Source organism: Nocardia sp. NPDC005366 (assembly GCF_040606855.1).
Classification (GTDB): Bacteria; Actinomycetota; Actinomycetes; order Mycobacteriales; family Mycobacteriaceae; genus Nocardia.
Window position 1 is genome coordinate 255440 of record NZ_JBEXFQ010000001.1, and the last position, 15212, is coordinate 270651.

The 15212-nt window shown below is 66.9% G+C and carries 14 protein-coding genes and 2 tRNA genes; 8 read left to right on the forward strand and 8 right to left on the reverse strand.

Going from position 1 to position 15212, the window contains the following annotated elements; genetic code table 11:
- The first annotated feature begins 46 nt into the window (after positions 1-46).
- A complete protein-coding gene (locus ABZS43_RS01105) occupies positions 47-322 on the forward strand; it encodes a hypothetical protein (protein ID WP_355033758.1) in 276 nt (91 codons plus the stop codon).
- Positions 309-773: a DUF5130 domain-containing protein gene (locus ABZS43_RS01110; protein WP_355033759.1), complete on the forward strand. Its 465-nt coding sequence runs from the start codon at positions 309-311 to the stop codon at positions 771-773. Before ABZS43_RS01105 ends, ABZS43_RS01110 begins: the two co-directional genes overlap by 14 nt.
- A gap of 73 nt (positions 774-846) precedes the next feature.
- On the opposite strand, the gene pepN is transcribed toward ABZS43_RS01110, so the two are convergent.
- Positions 847-3426, reverse strand: a complete 2580-nt coding sequence (gene pepN / locus ABZS43_RS01115; protein ID WP_355033760.1) for an aminopeptidase N — start codon at positions 3424-3426, stop codon at positions 847-849.
- 191 nt (positions 3427-3617) lie between these two features.
- Here pepN and ABZS43_RS01120 point away from each other — a divergent pair, with 191 nt between their 5' ends.
- Positions 3618-4442: a phosphoribosylaminoimidazolesuccinocarboxamide synthase gene (locus tag ABZS43_RS01120; protein ID WP_355033761.1), complete on the forward strand. Its 825-nt coding sequence runs from the start codon at positions 3618-3620 to the stop codon at positions 4440-4442.
- A 5-nt stretch (positions 4443-4447) separates the two neighbouring features.
- On the opposite strand, the gene ABZS43_RS01125 is transcribed toward ABZS43_RS01120, so the two are convergent.
- The 4 genes from ABZS43_RS01125 to ABZS43_RS01140 all read right to left on the reverse strand — a co-directional run bounded on the left by ABZS43_RS01125 (position 4448) and on the right by ABZS43_RS01140 (position 7950).
- A complete protein-coding gene (locus tag ABZS43_RS01125) occupies positions 4448-4918 on the reverse strand; it encodes an NUDIX domain-containing protein (RefSeq protein ID WP_355033762.1) in 471 nt (156 codons plus the stop codon).
- A 48-nt stretch (positions 4919-4966) separates the two neighbouring features.
- A complete protein-coding gene (locus ABZS43_RS01130) occupies positions 4967-6187 on the reverse strand; it encodes a DUF6596 domain-containing protein (RefSeq protein WP_355033966.1) in 1221 nt (406 codons plus the stop codon).
- 22 nt (positions 6188-6209) lie between these two features.
- Positions 6210-6611, reverse strand: coding sequence for a YciI family protein (locus ABZS43_RS01135; protein ID WP_355033763.1), 402 nt, complete (start codon positions 6609-6611; stop codon positions 6210-6212).
- 106 nt (positions 6612-6717) lie between these two features.
- The gene (locus tag ABZS43_RS01140; protein WP_355033764.1) at positions 6718-7950 is read right to left on the reverse strand and encodes an FAD-dependent oxidoreductase; all 1233 of its coding nucleotides are present in this window, start codon (positions 7948-7950) and stop codon (positions 6718-6720) included.
- Between the two features lie 202 nt (positions 7951-8152).
- On the opposite strand from ABZS43_RS01140, the gene ABZS43_RS01145 reads away from it, so the two are divergent.
- Positions 8153-8797 (forward strand): DsbA family protein, encoded by a 645-nt coding sequence (locus ABZS43_RS01145; RefSeq protein WP_355033765.1) that lies wholly within the window; start codon positions 8153-8155, stop codon positions 8795-8797.
- A gap of 45 nt (positions 8798-8842) precedes the next feature.
- Here the strand turns inward: ABZS43_RS01145 and ABZS43_RS01150 are convergent, their stop codons facing one another.
- On the reverse strand, positions 8843-9952 hold the full coding sequence (locus tag ABZS43_RS01150) for a M48 family metallopeptidase (protein WP_355033967.1): 1110 nt from the start codon (positions 9950-9952) through the stop codon (positions 8843-8845).
- Between the two features lie 62 nt (positions 9953-10014).
- Here ABZS43_RS01150 and ABZS43_RS01155 point away from each other — a divergent pair, with 62 nt between their 5' ends.
- Positions 10015-10482 (forward strand): ribose-5-phosphate isomerase, encoded by a 468-nt coding sequence (locus tag ABZS43_RS01155; protein WP_355033766.1) that lies wholly within the window; start codon positions 10015-10017, stop codon positions 10480-10482.
- 5 nt (positions 10483-10487) lie between these two features.
- Positions 10488-11303 carry a DNA-formamidopyrimidine glycosylase family protein gene (locus ABZS43_RS01160; RefSeq protein WP_355033767.1) on the forward strand — a complete coding sequence of 272 codons (816 nt, stop codon included), beginning with the start codon at positions 10488-10490 and terminating at the stop codon, positions 11301-11303.
- Positions 11304-11461: 158 nt separating this feature from the next.
- On the opposite strand, the gene ABZS43_RS01165 is transcribed toward ABZS43_RS01160, so the two are convergent.
- Positions 11462-12418 (reverse strand): GGDEF domain-containing protein, encoded by a 957-nt coding sequence (locus ABZS43_RS01165; RefSeq protein ID WP_355033768.1) that lies wholly within the window; start codon positions 12416-12418, stop codon positions 11462-11464.
- A gap of 567 nt (positions 12419-12985) precedes the next feature.
- Between ABZS43_RS01165 and ABZS43_RS01170 the strand changes: the two genes are divergently transcribed.
- Together ABZS43_RS01170 and ABZS43_RS01175 are read left to right on the forward strand one after the other, a co-directional pair.
- Positions 12986-13059: transfer RNA gene (locus ABZS43_RS01170), tRNA-Gly, on the forward strand.
- Between the two features lie 44 nt (positions 13060-13103).
- Positions 13104-13177, forward strand: a tRNA-Pro gene (locus ABZS43_RS01175).
- Between the two features lie 200 nt (positions 13178-13377).
- On the opposite strand, the gene ABZS43_RS01180 is transcribed toward ABZS43_RS01175, so the two are convergent.
- Entirely contained in the window at positions 13378-15000 is a 1623-nt protein-coding gene (locus ABZS43_RS01180) for a hypothetical protein (RefSeq protein ID WP_355033769.1), read from the reverse strand.
- Positions 15001-15212 lie beyond the last annotated feature (212 nt).

Here is a 15212-nt window from a genome sequence, read left to right on the forward strand (position 1 = left end):
CCGACCACTGGATGATCTACTACAGCCGATCGGATACCGTTGATCCGTGAGCATTCTCGAGACAGTGCTGATCTTCGTCGGCATCCCGCTGGTGATATACGGCGCGATCGCCGGATTGTCGTATCTCGGTAAGCCACTCGCTGGTGACAAGCCGGCCCACTTCGACCTCGGTCAGAAGTGGACCCAGCCGCCGGTGCTGTGGAGTGCCACCGACGAGGTGACCGGACACGGTCACCACACCGAGGCGTCGCATGGCGGTCATGCCGCCATCGAAGCCGCCGAGGCGGACCTGATCGGAGGCCGGGCAAGTGGCAAATTCTAAGTGGCCCGCGGTGGTCGAATCCGACCTGCCGCACGGATACGCCCTCACCAGCAGCGGCCGTGTCTCGGGTGTGCACGAGGCCGGGGACGTATTCAAGGAGGTGCCGTTCAGCGATAACGAACGGCTCGCCATCGATAACGTCCTCACCGAGGCGACCAGGGCGACCAAGGTGCGTTTCAACATCTACATCGGCGACCTGGGTGCCGACCCGGCGGCAGGTGTGGACGCGATCTTCCCCACCACCCCCGAAGCGGCGCGGTCGGTGCTCATCGCCGTGTCCCCCAATGACAAGGCCATCGAGGTCCGCTCGGGTGCCGATGTGGCCGATCGTGCCAACGACCGCGTCTGCCAGCTCGGTGTCACCGCCGCGCTGAGTTCGTTCCGGCAGGGCGAGATGATCGACGGACTGGTCTCGGCGATCCGCGTGATGGCCGCCGCGATCGGTCGCTGAGTTCCGCAGCACCGATACGTATTCGTGTGCTCATACGGGCCCGGATGCCCTGGAATCCGGGCCCGTTCGGCGTCTATCCGGCGTCGAACGCCCTGGCGCGCAGCGCCCGCTCGATACCGGCCTTACCCTCGCTGACCAGGCGTCGCAGGGCCGGGGGATGGTCACCGGACAGGAATTTGTCGGCGATGGCCACGGCCTCGTCGCTGATGGCCCACGACGGGTACAGCCCGACGACGACGGTTTGCGCCACCTCGCTGGAGCGACGTTCCCAGACCCCGGGGACCTCGGCGAAGTACCGCTCGACGTAGGACCCGAGCAGATCACCCTGGCCCGCGGGAGCGAAACCGCCGACGATGGAACGGGCGGTGATGTTGGGGACGGCGTCGTCGCCCATCACGGTTGCCCACGCTTGTTCCTTGACCTCCGCGATCGGGCGCGCGGTCGCCGCCGCGGCGGCCTGCCGCTTACCGGCCGCGGTGGGATCGTTGGCGAGTTCCTGGTCGATGACGGGAGTGTCCGTGCCGTCGCTATCGATATCGCCCGCCGCCGCCAGCGCGGTCACGATGCGCCAGCGCAGGTCGGTATCGATCTCGAGACCGCTCAGACCCGCCGCGGCCGGATTGGTGTCGAGCAGCGCGCGCAGTACCTCCGTGTGCCGTGGGTCGAGTTTCGCGGCGGTGAGGGAGTTGACGAACGCGAGCTGATGGTCCGAACCCGGTTCGGCCGCGCGGGCCGCCGCCAGCAGGGTGTCGGCGAATCCGGGCCAGCCGTGTTCGCTGGCCCAGCCGGGATCGGCGTAACTGCCGATGGCGGTATGCGCCTGCATCAACAGGCGTTGCACCACACCGATTTCCGATTCCGCGCCGACGCCGCGTTCCACCAGGGCGACGAAATCGCGGGCGCGCATCTCGGCCTGCCGCGTCATCTCCCAGGCGGCCGACCATGCCAGCGTGCGGGGCAGCGGTTCGACGATGTCGTGGATGCGATGCAGGACGACGTCGAGTGAGTCCGGGTCGAGCCGCACCGAGCAGTAGGTGAGGTCGTCGTCGTTGATGAGGACGAACTGTCCGCGCTCCACGCCGACCAGTTCGGGAACCTCGGTGCGCTCGGCCGCCTCCAGATCGAGTTCGACACGGTTGGTGCGCACCAGCCGTCCGTCCCGCTCGCCGTAGACGCCGATGGCCAGCCGATGCACGCGCTGCTCACCCGCGCCGGGCTGCGCGCCCTCCTGGATGACGGAGAACCGGGTGAACCGACCGCCGGGATCGACCTCGAAGTCGGGGCGGAGAATATTCAGGCCCGTGGTCTTGAGCCACTGCGCACCCCAGGTGGACAGGTCGCGCCCGGAGGATTTCTCCAGCGCCGCCAGCAGATCGTCGAAGGTGGCGTTGCCGTAGGCGTGATCGGCGAAGTACGCGCGCAGGCCCGCCAGGAACGGCTCCAGCCCGACGTAGGCGACCAGCTGTTTGAGTACCGACGCGCCCTTGGCGTAGGTGATTCCGTCGAAATTGACCTCGACCGCCGCCAGATCCGGGATATCAGCGGCGATCGGGTGGGTGGAGGGCAGCTGATCCTGGCGATACGCCCAAGACTTCTCCACATTGGCGAAAGTGGTCCAGGCGTTGGTGTATTCGGTGGCCTCGGATTGGCAGAGCACGGAGGCGAAGGTGGCGAAGGATTCGTTGAGCCACAGGTCGTCCCACCACTTCATGGTGACCAGATCGCCGAACCACATATGCGCCATCTCGTGCAGCACCGTCTCGGCGCGCCGCTCGTAGGAGGCCCTGGTCACCTTGGACCGAAAGACGTAATCCTCCAGGAAGGTCACCGCGCCCGCGTTCTCCATCGCGCCCGCGTTGAATTCGGGGACGAACAGCTGGTCGTATTTCCCGAAGGCGTAGGGCACGCCGAAATTCGCGTGGTAGAAGCCGAATCCCTGTTTGGTTTCGGTGAACAGTCGCTCGGCGTCCATATGGGCGGCCAGCGACGCGCGGCAGTAGATGCCGAGCGGGATGTTGCCGTGCTCGTCGGTGTAGGCGTCGGTCCATTCCGCGTACGGACCCGCGATCAGGGCGACCAGGTAGGTGCTCATCCGCGGTGTGGTGCGGAACAGATAATGACCGGGATCGGCGCGCAGGGTGTCGACGGCGGCGCTGTTGGAGATGACCTTCCAATCCGGCGCGGCGGTGACGGCGATATCGAAGGTGGCCTTCAGGTCGGGCTGGTCGAAGCAGGCGAACATGCGCTTGGCGTCGGCGGTCTCGAACTGCGAGTAGAGGTAGACCGCGTCGTCGGTCGGATCGACGAAGCGGTGCAGGCCCTCGCCGGTGTGGGAGTACTCGCAGTCGGCTTCGACGACGAGTTCGTTGCGCTCGGCGAGATCGGCGAGTGTGATGCCGGTCGACTCGTCGTAATCCGACACGTCGATCGGTGTGCCGTTGAGCACCGCGGCGCGCACTCCGCGCGCGACGATATCGATGAAGGTGCTCGCGCCCGGCGTCGCGGTGAAGGTGACCGTGGTGCGCGAGGAGAAGGTCTGTTCGCCCGGCTTGCCCGACCCGTCGGTCAGGTCGAGTTCGATGCGGTAGTTCTCGACCTGCACTGTCGCGGCGCGTTCGATCGCCTGCTCGCGAGTCAGGTTGGGTGCGGACATGAGTCTCCTTCGTGGTCGAAGAACGGCACGGGCAGCACCCACAATGCCACCACTGCGTGGCCGCTCGCGCGGGACTTTCCCGGCCAACCCTAGCCGTCCGGACCGGGGCCGCGCCGCGTAGCGGGTGCCGCCACGGCGGTATTGTTCGGTGTCAGCGCAGGTTCATCAGCAACGGATTCGGAGGCTCGACGTTGAAGCATGTGCACGCCGGAAAGGTGCGCGACCTGTACGAGGACGGCGACACCCTGCTCCTCGTCGCTTCCGATCGGGTTTCGGTGTACGACGTGGTCCTGCCGACGCCGATTCCGGACAAGGGCGCGCTGCTCACCCAACTGTCGAACTGGTGGTTCGACTACTTCTCCGATGTGCCCAACCATGTCCTCTCGGTGACCGATGTGCCGGCGGAATTCGCGGGTCGCGGCATCCGGGTGAAACCGCTGAAGATGATCCAGGTCGAATGCATCGCCCGCGGCTACCTGACGGGCGGCGGGTTGAACGAATACCTGGTCACCGGCACCGTCTCCGGTATCGCGCTGCCGCCGGGCCTGCGTGACGGCGACAGACTGCCCGAACCGATCTTCACTCCGACGAGTAAGGCATCGGTCGGTCACGACGAGCCGATCACCTTCGCCGACGTGGTGAACCAGGAGGGGCGCGAGGTCGCCGAACTGTTGCGCGACACCACCCTCGACATCTACCTGCGCGGCGCGGAACATGCCGCGGGCGCAGGTGTGATCATCGCCGACACCAAAGTCGAATTCGGCTGGGATGGCGACGTGTTCACCCTCGGCGATGAGGTGCTGACCTCGGACTCGTCACGTTTCTGGCCCGCCGATCAGTGGGAGCCGGGCCGGGCCCAGCCCTCGTTCGACAAGCAGTTCGTCCGGGACTGGTCGACCTCGACCGGATGGGACAAGGAGCCCCCCGGTCCCGAGATTCCCGCCGATATCGTCGACGCCACGCGGCGCAAGTACATCGAGGCATACGAACTCATCACCGGCCTGACCTGGCGCTGAACGAGTTATTCCGCGCCTAGCAGCCGCGCGAGGCGATCCAGATAGGGGCGCTGGCCTTTGGTCATTTTGTCGTGGGCGGTGGCCAGGTCGAACCAGTCGGTCCGATCGATCTCCGGGAATTCGGCCATCCGCCCCGAACGCGGCGGCCACTCCATCTCGAAGGTGCCGGGCACCACCAGACCGGGATCGAGATCGGCCTCGACCGCCCACACGGTGAGGATCTTCTTGCCGTAGCGCACGTCCCCGAGGGGGATCCATTCGCCCTCGGGGACGGGAAGGCCGAGCTCCTCGATGAATTCGCGACTCGCCGCCGCCCGTGCGTCCTCGTCCTCCGCGATGTATTCGCCCTTGGGGATCGACCACGCGCCGTCGTCCTTGCGGGCGAAGTACGGACCACCCATATGCCCGATGAGGACTTCGGTGTCGCCGGTGCCGCGACGGAACAGCAGGACTCCCGCGCTGGTTTTGTCTGCCACGCGAGCAGTCTGCCCCCGGATCGCACACCGCGCATCCGTCCTCGATCGTCAATCGGTGTGTTCTTCGCGCAGGCGGGCGGCGCGCAGAGTCAGGTAGTCGCGTTCCGGGGTGCTCGTGGTGCGACCGGCGGCCGCGATATAGGCGGCGATCGCGGCGGGGTAGTCACCCGCCATCTCGTAGAGGTGACCGCGGACGGCGTCGAGCCGGTGGTTGTCCGCCAGCGGCTTGTCGAGCGTTTCGGCGACCGCGAGTCCAGCGGCCGGACCGGCGACCATGGCCACGGCGACGGCGCGGTTGAGCGTCACCATCGGGTTGGGGGAGATGTGCTCGAACAGGTTGTACAGCTCGAGGATGCGCGGCCAATCGGTGTCCTCGGCGCGTAATGCCTTGGCGTGCAACACGGCGATCGCGGCCTGCACCTGGTAAGGACCCGACAGTCCCTGTGCGAGCGTGCCCGTGGTGAGCCGGATCCCCTCGCTGATGTGCGGCCGATTCCACAGCGCCCTGTTCTGTTCGGCGAGCGGGATCAGTTCGCCGTAGCGGCCGGTGCGCGCCGTGCGTCTGGCGTCGGTGAGCAGCATCAACGCCAGCAGCCCGGTGACCTCGGTATCACCGGGCAGCAGTCGGTGGATGGCGCGGGTCAGCCGGATCGCCTCACCGGACAGGTCGGCGCGATGCAGATCGGGACCGGCACTGCTGGTGTGGCCCTCGGTGAAGATCAGATACAGCACGTGCAGGACCGGGCCGAGCCGCTCCCGCCACGCGGCGTCGCCGGGCCGGGCAAAGGGCCGGTCCAGCGCCGAAAGCCGCTTCTTCGCGCGCGAGATCCGCTGCGCCATGGTGGCTTCGGGCAGGAGGAAGGCGTGCGCGATCTCCGCGGTGGTCAGACCGCCGACCGCCCGTAGCGTGAGGGCGATCGAACTGGCCGAGGTCAGGGCGGGGTGGCAACACAGGAAATATGTGGCGAGGGTGTCGTCACGGTCGATCGTCTCCTGATCGGGCACCTCGCGGTCGACAACAGTGTTCTCGCGACGTCTGCGCGCCGCCTCCGCGCGCACCGCGTCGGCCATCCGCCGCTGCGCCACCTGGATCAGCCATCCGCGCGGATTCTCCGGCAGCCCGTCCGCGGGCCATTGGGTGGCCGCCGCCAGCATGGCCTCCTGCACCGCGTCCTCGGCGGAGTCGAAATCCCCGAAACGCCGGACCAGGGTGCCGAGGACCTGCGGCGCCAGCTCACGCAGCAGATCCTCGGATTCCCGCGACAGGATGTCGGTCACCGGCGGGGATCGGCTACTGCTGGGACGCGGGCGCGCTCATGACCGCCCGCACCTCGATGCGTTCGCCGATCGGCTTGCCGCCGGGGCCGGGGGCGGCGGAGGCCTGTGCGGCGATTTCCAGCGCCCGTTCCGGGCTGTCTACATCGACAATCCAATATCCGGCCAGGAATTCCTTGGTTTCGGGAAAGGGGCCGTCGGTGACCACCGGCGCCGATCGGCCGTCGGAATTCACTACGCGGGCCTCGTCGGGCCCGGCCAGGCCCTGCGCGTCGATCAATTCGCCGGACCGGGCGAGTTGCTCGCCGAGCGCCTTCTGGAATTCCATGTGCGCCACGATGTCCTCCGGCGGCCATTCGTTGATGGGGACATCGCAGTAGGCGGCATCGCTGTAGGTCTTCAGCAGCATGTACTTCACGGTTCGGCTCCTTGCCGGTCGGCGCGCCCCTTCGACGCTCTCGACGGTAGGTCGGAACCGGCGACGTGGTTTCGACCTACCGGCGGATCGCAGCGTGTGATCCGGCTCATAGTGGAATCGAGGTGTCGGCCAGTGTGTCCGGATCGACCGGCTCACCCGCGGTGACGAGTTCCTTGATCCGGTCGGTCACGTCCCACACGTTGACATTCATCCCGGCCAGTACGCGGTTGTCGGCAGCGAGCCAGAAGGCGACGAATTCGCGCGTCGCGGTATCGCCGCGTACCACGACCCTGTCGTATTCGCCGGGCGCGGCATATCCGATGTACTCCATCCCGAGGTCGTACTGGTCGGTGAAGAAGTAGGGCAGCCGGTCGTAGCGCGCGGATTTGCCGAGCATGGTCGCGGCGGCGACGGCGGGCTGGTTGAGCGCGTTCGCCCAATGTTCCACCCGGACGCGCCGATCGAGCAGGGGATGGGATTGTTCGGCGATATCGCCGACGGCGACGATATCCGGATCGCTGGTCAGCAGACTCTCGTCGACCAGAACGCCCTTGTCGACCGCGAGTCCCGCGTCGGCCGCGAGTTCGATATTCGGCCGCGCGCCGACCGCGACGAGTACCGCGTCCGCCGTGACGGTGCTGCCATCGCCGAGGCGAAGGCCGTTCGCGAGTACGGCCTCGCCGCTATCGCGGGTGGTGATCTCGCTGACCTGCGCGCCGAGGCGCAGATCGACGCCGTGGGAGGTGTGCAGATCGGCGAATACCGCGCCCATCTCCGGTCCCAGCGCCCCGAGCAGCGGCTGTTCGGCGGATTCGACCACGGTGACGGCGAGTCCGGCGGCCCGCGCGGCGGCGGCCACTTCCAGGCCGATCCAGCCCGCGCCGATGATGGCGAGGCTGCCGTCCTGGCCGAACAGTTCGATGAGGGTGTCGGAATCATCGATCGTGCGCAGCGTGTACACGTTGGGCGCGTCGACACCGGTCAGCGGCGGCTTGCGCGGCGTCGAACCGGTGGCCAGGGCCAGCTTGTCGTAGTTCAGGGTCGAACCGTCCGGCAGCGTGACGGTCTTGGCCGCACGGTCGATCGCGGTGACCGTGGTGCCGAGCCGCAGATCGATATTGTGGTCGCGATACCACTGGGCCGGATCGACGATGAATTCGTCGAAGGCCTTCTTGCCGAGCAGATGTTCCTTGGACAACGGCGGTCGTTCGTAGGGCAGATGTTCCTCGGCGGCGATCACCGTCACCACCCCGTCGAAATCGTTCTCCCGCAGGGCTTCGGCGAGTTTGGCGGCTGCGAGGCCACCGCCGACGATGAGGAAACGACGCTGCGAGGTCATTGCGGACTCCTTGTCTGAGGGAACCGGATTCCTGCCCCTCGAGCGTACTGATACCGGGCGGCCCCGATCGCGTATCCGGGGCAATGACGGTAGATCGGCGAGAAAACGGCGGCGTGGGAACGAATCGCCGAGCGAGGTGGTTGCTCCCGATAGCGGCGTTGGTTTCGCCGCCTCCGAGCATCCGAATCGAGAGGACCAACCCGTGACCGACACGGCTGAGAGAGATGTTGCCGACTTCTGGTTCGACCCACTGTGCCCGTGGTGCTGGATTACCTCCCGCTGGATTCTCGAAGTCGAGAAGGTCCGCGATATCGAGGCGCGTTTCCACGTCATGAGCCTGTCGGTCCTCAACGAGAATCGCGACGACCTGCCGGAGCAGTACCGGGAACTGCTGTCGAGCGGCTGGGGTCCGGTGCGGGTGGCGATCGCCGCCGCGAAGGAACACGGCGACAAGGTGCTCTCCCCGCTCTACACCGCGATGGGCACCCGCATCCACGAGCGCAAGGACGAATACGAGCGCCCGACCCGCACCGAATCGCTGGCCGCCGTCATCGCGGATTCGCTCGCCGAGGTGGGACTGCCCGCCGAGTTGGCGCAGGCCGCCGAGAGCACCGAATTCGACGAGGCGCTGCGTGCGAGCCACCACGCGGGGATGGACAAGGTCGGCGAGGATGTCGGCACCCCGACCATCCACGTCAACGGGATCGCCTTCTTCGGCCCGGTGCTCTCGCGCATTCCGCGCGGTGAAGACGCGGGCAAGGTCTGGGACGGTGTGGTCGCGCTGGCGTCGTACCCGCACTTCTTCGAGCTGAAGCGGACCAGGACCGAGGGGCCGGTCTTCGACTGACGAGCAGCAGGGGTGTGGTGACGGCGATCGCCGCACCCCGATCGGTCAGGACGGCGGCGGGGTCGACCAGTAGGAGGCAGGGGTATGGCCGCCCTGCGATAGGTATCCGCTCTGCCGGGGATCGCCACCACCGGTGGGCGGCGCGAATCCCGTGTGCAGCGGAAGCGCGATCTTCGGATTCGGACGCCACAGGAGGTTGCCGTGTTTACTCCGATCGCGCAGGGCCCACATGCGCCAGGTCAGTACCGGGTGACTGACCAATCCGTTGTAGAGCCACACGAAGAATCCGCGTTCGGCGGGGGCGCGATCCGCCATCTCGTCGAAGCCGACCAGCGTGTTCAGGTACTTGCCCCCGGCGAGAGCGCGCATCGCGCCCGAAGCGCCCTGGTGGCGATAGCAGTAGCCGTAATTGTCGGCGGTGTACTCCTGCGCTCGCTGCAGTGATCCGCCGAGAATCGGCAGATACGGCAGGACGTACATGCCGAGCCAGCGCCAATAGGAGACGTGGCCCGCGGCGATATGTCCGACCTCGTGAGCGATGATGAAGGCGAGGGCGTCGGGATCGCGTGCGGCTCCGCCGATTTCGAAGAGGTCGCTGTTGACGGCGATGAAACGCCGGAAACCGTGTCCAGAGGCGAAGGCGTTGATCGCGCCGTTGCCGAGCACCACGTAGGCGTCGGGCACCGTCGCCATGCCGAATCGGGCGGCGGCCTCGGTCACCATCCGGTGCGCGTCGGGGAACTGGGTCGGTGTGATCTTCACTCCGCTGGTCCGCAGGCTCGCGAACAGCAGCCCGCGCTGCAACCACAGGATGAGCGGCGCGAGGATCAGCGGCGCCGTGATCTGGACCGGGATCCAACCCGCGAGCGTCATCAGCGGTCCGAGCACGAAGAACAGCCCGGTCAGCACGACGATGACGGCGAGCAGCGGTATCTCGAGAATGTGTCGCGCGGGTATGCCGAACGGTGAGAGACCGCGCGTGGGATGGATCGGCCCGGCAGGGGGCATCGGCGCGGGTGACTGGTATCCCGGCACCCATCCGGGCGGTCCGCTCGCGGGATTCCAGCCAACCAGACCCGTCACCGGATTCGAACCGTTCTGCTCGCTACCGGGTTCCAGGGTCGGTTTCGACGGTGGTCGGTCATCGGACTGCATGGTCATGAACTGTATTCATCCCCCCACGTCGTCGCCGTTAACGGGCCTGAGAGAATCGCACCATGCGCGTATACCTGGGTGCCGACCACGCCGGTTTCGAACTGAAGAATCACGTCAAGGCCCATTTGGAGCAGGCGGGCCACGAAGTCGTCGACTGCGGCGCCCTCGAGTACGACGCGCTCGATGACTACCCCGCCTTCTGCATCGAAGCGGCCCGCCGCACCGTGGCCGATCCCGGCAGTCTCGGCCTGGTATTCGGCGGCAGCGGCAACGGCGAGCAGATCGCTGCCAACAAGGTGCCGGGCGCTCGCTGCGCACTTGCCTGGAGCGTGGAGACCGCGCAATTGGCGCGCCAGCACAACAACGCTCAACTGATCGGAATCGGCGGCCGGATGCACAGCACCGAGGAAGCCCTCGCCATCGTCGACGCGTTCCTGTCGACCCCGTGGTCGGACGAGGAGCGGCATCAGCGGCGCATCGACATCCTGGCCGAGTACGAGAAGACCGGCGTCCCGCCCGCCATCGCCTGACTCGCATGCCGGAAGGGCATACTCTGCATCGGCTGGCACTCCTGCATGAGCGGCGGTTCGCCGGGGGTGTGGTGCGGGTGTCCAGTCCGCAGGGCCGGTTCGCGGAGGGCGCCGCGCTGGTCGACGGACAGGTGCTGACCCGCTCCGAGGCGCACGGGAAACATTTACTGCACCACTATGAGTCGGGGGTGACGGTGCACATCCACCTGGGCCTCTACGGAAAGTTCTACGACTCCGACCTTCCGATGGCAGCGCCCATCGGTCAGGTACGGATGCGGATGATCGGGGCGGGCGAAGGCGGCGAATCCGGTTTCGGGACCGATCTGCGCGGGCCCAACGCCTGCGAGATCCTGCTGCCGCCGGAGGTGGAGGCGCTCACCGAGCGTCTCGGCGCCGACCCGCTGCGGCCCGACGCCGATCCGCAACAGCCGTTGCGGCGAATCCGCCGCTCGCGCAGGCCGATCGGCGCGCTCCTGATGGACCAGGCGGTGATCGCGGGTGTCGGCAATGTCTATCGGGCCGAAGTGCTGTTCCGGCAAGGTATCTCGCCGTATCGGCCTGGTCTCGATGTGAGTGCCCAAGAGTGGGAAGCGATCTGGTCGGACCTGGTCGAATTGATGCCGGTGGGGGTGGCGACCGGGCTCATGCACGTGGTGCGGCCCGAACACGATCACGGCGAGCCGTCCTACGCGCCGGACCGGCCGAGGACCTACGTGTACCGGCGTCCGGGTGCGGCGTGCCGGGTATGCGGGTCGACGGTGGCCCATGCCGTGCTGGAGGGGCGGAATCTGTTCTGGTGCCCCGGCTGTCAACCTGGTTGATCGACGCGAGCACGCGGGTAGTCGACGTCGAAGGGGCCGCAGATAGACCTCAGCGGGCCGCTGCGGGACGAAACATCCCCTGCCGTACTTGGTTTCCCCCAATAGGCCCGGAGGCCGCAGTGCGCCTCCGCGTCGCCGGACACTTGTTACCGGAGATCTCAGCCCGCGACAGCGGCGTCGATCTCCGGTTCGTCGGAATCCGAGAAAGCGAAGCGGCGGCCACCCGCGGTTTTGGCCGAGTACATCGCGCGATCGGCCCGGCGCAACAGATCCGTGAAATCGCACGGCATGCCCGGCGGGTTGTGGGCCGTGCCGACACTGGCCGACACCGGGACCGGACCTGCCGTCGACCACACCGGATCACGCAGTGCGAGGACGATCCGGTGCGCGATTTCGGCCACCGTGTGGTAATCCCGGTTGACCGCCAACACGAATTCGTCGCCGCCGTAGCGACAGATCACCGTGTCCGGCGGACAGGTCTCGCGCAGCCGATTCGCCAGCTCGACGAGTACCTCGTCGCCGACCGCGTGCCCGTAACCGTCGTTGATCTGCTTGAACCGGTCCAGGTCGATCAGCAGCAGACCGACATTGCTGTTCGGGTCGGCGGCCATGCGCCGGACCTTGTCCTGCAGGAGGGTGCGGTTCGCGAGGTCGGTGAGCGCGTCGTGGGTGGCTTCGTGTCGCAGCCGATGTTGGAGCGCGGCGATCTCCTGGACCCGCTGCGACACCTGCGCCGAGATATTCTGTTTCTGCTGGTCGAGAGCACGTTCCTGGAGGGCCTGGGCGTAGCTGTCGATGGCCTGGCTGGCGATGAACGGCCAGCGGGTGGCGACAAGCGACCCCGGCCTGCCCGACGGGAAACCGAGCAGCCAGCGGCTGGCCTGGGCAAGCATTCGGGTCCGCTCGAAGGGCGGCTCGGCCAGCAGCGCGCCGAGTTGCCTGGCCTCCGGTACCGGAAACGGCTCGGACCTGGCCAGCTCGAGCAGCCGTTGCACGATCTGGATCAGGACGGGTTCCAAATGCTGTGGTGACGTGTGTGAGCCGGGCTCCGCGCAGACCGCACGTGCCCAGGCGCGCGCCATCGCGCCGACGGGTGGTTCGATGTCCGCTGCCATCGCACTCACCCGGCGCGGGTGACGTCGGTACCCGGGTGCACTGTGCGAGCACAGGTGCCGGCTTCACCCCGATCACTACTGCTATGCGGTTGGGTCCACCTAGCTCGGTGCACGTTCACCGCCCCCTTTCCAGATACCCCCGTCCGGCAAAAAGGATCCTAGCAAGCCACTCGGGCCTGAAAAACGGCGTTTAACAACGAGTTTTCGGTCCTTGGCGAGTGGCGATCGGATGTGTGATCGTTTCGGCCGCCCGGTTGTTACACATGAATTTCGGTTCGCTGGAGAGTCGCGCTGTGACACGCCGGATGTGCGCGGGGACACGCCGGATGTGCGCGGGGACGGACGCTGTTCCCGCCCGCGGACCGGCGGCTACCCCGTGAATTCACCATGGAACGACGTTACACACCAGCACCCGATCACGGGAGTGAGTGACCCGTTCCGCCGGCACGGCCCACCATGACCTGCGGCACAGCCCCGGACTCGGGGGCGATTGGCATTTTCCGGGGATGATTCGGTACAGTCGGTGCGCACACGACATCGTGGCGATCCCATCGATGTCGTATGCCTGCGGGTGTAGTTCAATGGTAGAACCTCAGCCTTCCAAGCTGATGGTGCGGGTTCGATTCCCGTCACCCGCTCCACGCAAGAATTCATCCTCGACGTCGGCCGATCCGCGACGAGGTCACGGGGTGTAGCGCAGCTTGGTAGCGCATCCGCTTTGGGAGCGGAGGGTCGCAGGTTCAAATCCTGTCACCCCGACACAGATTCGATTCTTCCGGCCCTGCTCAGTGGCCGTGCTCACAGTGGCCCTGCTCAGTGGCCCTGCTCATATTTCGGCAGTTCGACCGGAGGTCGCGAGGGCGTCCACCTGAGTATCGTGGCGCGACGAGGTCGTGGTCTTCGACAGCGGTTTCGCGCGCCGGTGGTCTTCGATGCTCACCGGCGCTGGTGCCGAACCGTCAGCGCTGCCTGCTGGTGCGGGCGCGGCGTCGCTCCGCCTGGAGTTCGGCGAGTTCCTGTTCGAGGAGTTCGGCGATGCGGAATTGGCCGGTGTCGTGGATCGGGTCGGGAGCGGGGACGACCTGCAGATCCGGCTTGGCGGGAACGGCGGGGGTTTCCTTGCCGTTCTTGGCCGTCGCGGCGGCGGGACGGGAATCGCTTTTCGACACGGTGCCGTTGGACGCGGTGCCGTTGGACGCGGTGCCGTTTGCGCGCGATTTCGCCGGGGCCACCTTGCGGATGCCCTTGGCAGGGCTCGCGGGTGCGGTCGCTTTGACAGCGGGCTTTTCGACGGGCGGCGGAACGGCCTTGACCGGCTCGGTCTCGGCAACCGATGCGACGGCGGGCTTTTGGGCCGGTGTCGGCGACGTCGAAGGCCGTTTCGGCGGCTGGGGTACCTCGGGCTTGGTCGTGGCGATCGGACGGCCCTCGAGGATCTTGGGGACCGCGCCGTTGATCTCACGTGCCGGAGCCTTGTCGGAAGCGGCGGGGGCGCGGCGCTTCTCGGGCTGCGCGACGGGTGCTTCGGCGGCTGCGGGTTCCTTGGCGGCAAGTGCCGGTGCCGGGGCGGCGGGTTTGGCCTGCGCCGGGGAGGACTCCACCCGCAGTTGCTCGGTCGGCGCGTCGTCCTGCTCGGCGGCGACCTCTTCGACCTCGTCGGTCGGCTGTTCCTCTTCCGCCTCGGACAATTCGACGGCGGGCTCGGGATCGGGTTCCGGCTCGGCCTCGATCACGACGGGCTGCGGACCGAGTTCCATCGCCATCGGACGATAGGTGGCGAGATCGGGCAGCCTGTTTCGGATCACTTCGGCCGGATCGGGCAGGTCGCGCACCTGGTCGGTAGCGCGCGCGATGGCGAGCCCGTACCGCGCGCTCGCGGCGTCGTGGATGAGCAGGGCGACACCGATCATCACCGGCGCGACCGCGTGCACTCCCGCGTCGAACCACTGTCCGCCGCGCACATAGGGGTAGGTGTTCAGGCCGACGGTCAGGGTGAGCAGGGCGACCTCGGCCGTGACGACCTGGCCGCGGTTGTCGACGACGCCCCATTCGGAGACCTTGTTGGTGCCGATCATGATGATGATCAAGCAGACGCTGATCATCGCCTCGATGAGGTAGCTGAACCAGTAGAGCGGATCGGTAGGCCCGCCGGGGGCGATGTTGTGCTGAACGTTGACCGCGGACCAGAGCATGCCCGCGCCGACCACGCCTGCCAGTGCGCGCAGTGACCACGACCGATGCCGGTACAGCGACGCCAGTTTGGCGTGTGGACTCGATTCCCGCCGTTGGGCGGCTATCGCCTTACGGGCGACCAGTAGATCTCTGATGTCGGCCTTCTCGATCTCTTCGGTGGTCTGTCGGGCACGGTCGGCGGCAGCGGCGGCGGCCTGCGCCTGTTTCCAGCGCTGTGCACGATCCTGGCCGCGAATCTTCTCGGCGAGATCACGTTCTTCGTGCAGTTCGTCCTCGGAGAGCGCCTGGGTCAGCGCCGGGTCGAACTGGTATGCCAGTCGGCCTCGGGCCTTTTCGACCCGCCTCGCCAGCTGACCGACTTCGTCCTCAATGGGATGCTCTATCGTCACCTCGACTCCAGCCGGGGGAGATTCGAGGCCTGGCAAGTGATCACACGTGAGAACGGCACATGCCATTAATAGTCGATGTACCGGCGCCAGCGAAACTGTGGATTAGCCGTGATGTGGGGAGAACTCGGCGTGCCGCGAGCGACACGCCCCGAGCAAATTCGATTCGCGGTGATTCCATGTTCATGCCGACGTTCATGCCGACCATGCTCCCG